The sequence below is a fragment of the Curtobacterium sp. B8 genome (genome assembly GCF_000333315.1).
GTDB lineage: Bacteria > Actinomycetota > Actinomycetes > Actinomycetales > Microbacteriaceae > Curtobacterium > Curtobacterium luteum.
Map to the genome: position 1 here is coordinate 1 of NZ_BACW01000651.1, position 2,432 is coordinate 2,432.

The following is a 2,432-nucleotide window of genomic DNA, read 5'->3' on the forward strand; positions in this document are numbered from 1 at the left end:
AGGACGCCCCTGACCGATCGGTCGGGGGCGTCCCCGTGGTCTGCCACTGTCAGGTCGCGGGCGCCCAGCGCGCTGGGGCGACCTCACATCGCACCGCATCGCTGGACGGTGCGCGGTTCTGCGCACCGTGCGAGGCTGTGCGCTCCGTGGCACCGCATCGCCGGACGGTGCGAGGTTCCGCGCACCGTGCGAGGCGGAGACCCTCGCACGGTGTGCGCAACCTCGCACGCTGGTCCCGCACAGCNCCGGGCGCACCCGGCTGCCGACCTCGATCGCCGCCGATCAGCGCCGGACGAGCACCGTCCCCGCGATCCGGTCGTGCGCCCCGCGGCTGTCGCGGTCGATGATGAGCGCTGGCACGACGAGGCAGAGGAGCACGGTCCGGACCACCGGGCGCCACACCCCGACGTAGCCTCCGCGCATCGGCACCACGCGCAGGCCGACGCAGACGTGTCCGAACGAGCCGGACAGCAGACAGATGAAGAGGATCTGCAGCGCGGCGAAGATGGCGATCTGGACCCAGGAGTGCGCGATGTCACCGGATCCGTTCACCGGGGACCACACGCCCGTCACGTACGCGACGAGGTCGGCCAGGGCGCCGTCGATGAGGAGCGCGACGACCCGGCGACCGATGCGGCCGACGCTGCGGGGCCCGTCCTCCGGGAGCCCGAGGTCCTTCCCGGGCCAGCCGTCCGGGTGTGCGGCGGACGACGACGGGGCGGTACTGCGGGCCATGCTCCCAGCGTAGGCGACGTCGGCCCGCCGCCGGTGCCGCCCCATCGACGACGGAACGACCCCCTCGCGTAACACGCACGAAACAAGGCAGTGACGTCCGGGAAACCCGGTGTCAATAGCCTCGTCGGAGGGTGCCGAAAGGTCCCTGCCGACATCACCCAACCCCACAGGAGATCGACACACATGTTCAGCGATTCCTCCGAGGTGCTCGCCTTCATCAAGGACACGGACGTCAAGTTCCTCGACATCCGCTTCACGGACCTGCCCGGTGTCCAGCAGCACTTCAACATCCCGGCGTCGACGGTCGACGAGGACTTCTTCTCGGTCGGACAGCTCTTCGACGGCTCCTCGATCCGCGGCTTCGCGTCGATCCACGAGTCGGACATGCAGCTCATCCCCGACGTGACGACGGCCTACATCGACCAGTTCCGCGCCGAGCGCACGCTGATCATGATCTTCGACATCTACAACCCGCGGAACGGCGAGATCTACGGCCGTGACCCGCGCCAGGTCGCGAAGAAGGCGGAGAAGTACCTCGCGTCGACGGGCATCGCGGACACCGCGTTCTTCGCCCCCGAGGCCGAGTTCTACATCTTCGACGACGTCCGCTACTCGGTCACGCAGAACAAGTCGTTCTACTCGGTCGACTCCGAAGAGGGCGCGTGGAACACCGGCCGCGAAGAAGAGGGCGGCAACCTCGCGAACAAGACCCCGTACAAGGGCGGCTACTTCCCGGTCTCCCCCGTCGACAAGACGGCAGACCTCCGCGACGACATCACCCTCAAGCTGATCGAGGCGGGCTTCGAGCTCGAGCGCTCGCACCACGAGGTGGGCACCGGCGGCCAGCAGGAGATCAACTACAAGTTCGACACGATGGTCCACGCCGCGGACGACATCCTGAAGTTCAAGTACATCGTCAAGAACACGGCCGACCAGTGGGGCAAGGTCGCCACGTTCATGCCGAAGCCGCTCTTCGGCGACAACGGCTCGGGCATGCACACCCACCAGTCGCTCTGGAACGACGGCAAGCCGCTGTTCTACGACGAGAACGGCTACGGCGGCCTCTCGGACGTCGCGCGCTGGTACATCGGCGGCATCCCTCAGCACGCCCCGGCGCTGCTCGCGTTCACGAACCCGTCGATCAACTCGTACCACCGTCTGGTCCAGGGCTTCGAGGGCGCGGTCAANCTGGTCTACTCGGCCGGCAACCGCTCGGCTGCGATCCGCATCCCGATCACGGGCACGAACCCGAAGGCCAAGCGCATCGAGTTCCGCGCGCCGGACGCCTCGGGCAACCCGTACCTCGCGTTCGCCGCGCAGCTCATGGCGGGCCTCGACGGCATCCAGAACCGCATCGAGCCGCACGAGCCGGTCGACAAGGACCTCTACGAGCTCCCCCCGGAGGAGGCCAAGGGCATCCCGCAGGTTCCGGGTTCCCTCGACGAGGCCCTCGAGGCGCTCGAGGCGGACCACGAGTTCCTCACGAAGGGCAATGTCTTCACCGAGGACCTCATCCAGACGTGGATCGACTACAAGCGTGAGAACGAGATCCTCCCGCTCGCGCAGCGTCCGCACCCGTTCGAGTACGAGCTGTACTTCGGCGTCTGAACACCGCTGACCACGAAGGCCCCGCACCGGTTCCGGTGCGGGGCCTTCTGCGTGCGGCCCGCGTCCCGACACGGGGTGACCGCCTGGAG

General features: G+C 68.0%; 2 protein-coding genes. One reads left to right on the plus strand and one right to left on the minus strand.

Annotated features, from left to right (window positions below; genetic code table 11):
- Positions 1 to 282: 282 nt before the first annotated feature.
- A complete protein-coding gene (locus I59_RS17355; RefSeq protein WP_022904949.1) occupies positions 283 to 735 on the minus strand; it encodes an RDD family protein in 453 nt (150 codons plus the stop codon).
- Between the two features lie 183 nt (positions 736 to 918).
- Here I59_RS17355 and glnA point away from each other — a divergent pair, with 183 nt between their 5' ends.
- On the plus strand, positions 919 to 2,343 hold the full coding sequence (gene glnA / locus I59_RS17360; protein WP_022904950.1) for a type I glutamate--ammonia ligase: 1,425 nt from the start codon (positions 919 to 921) through the stop codon (positions 2,341 to 2,343).
- Positions 2,344 to 2,432 lie beyond the last annotated feature (89 nt).

Bases quoted from the DNA above. Each gene is read 5' to 3' on its own strand.
- I59_RS17355 (WP_022904949.1), bottom strand. From the start codon at position 735: ATGGCCCGCAGTACCGCCCCGTCGTCGTCCGCCGCACACCCGGACGGC.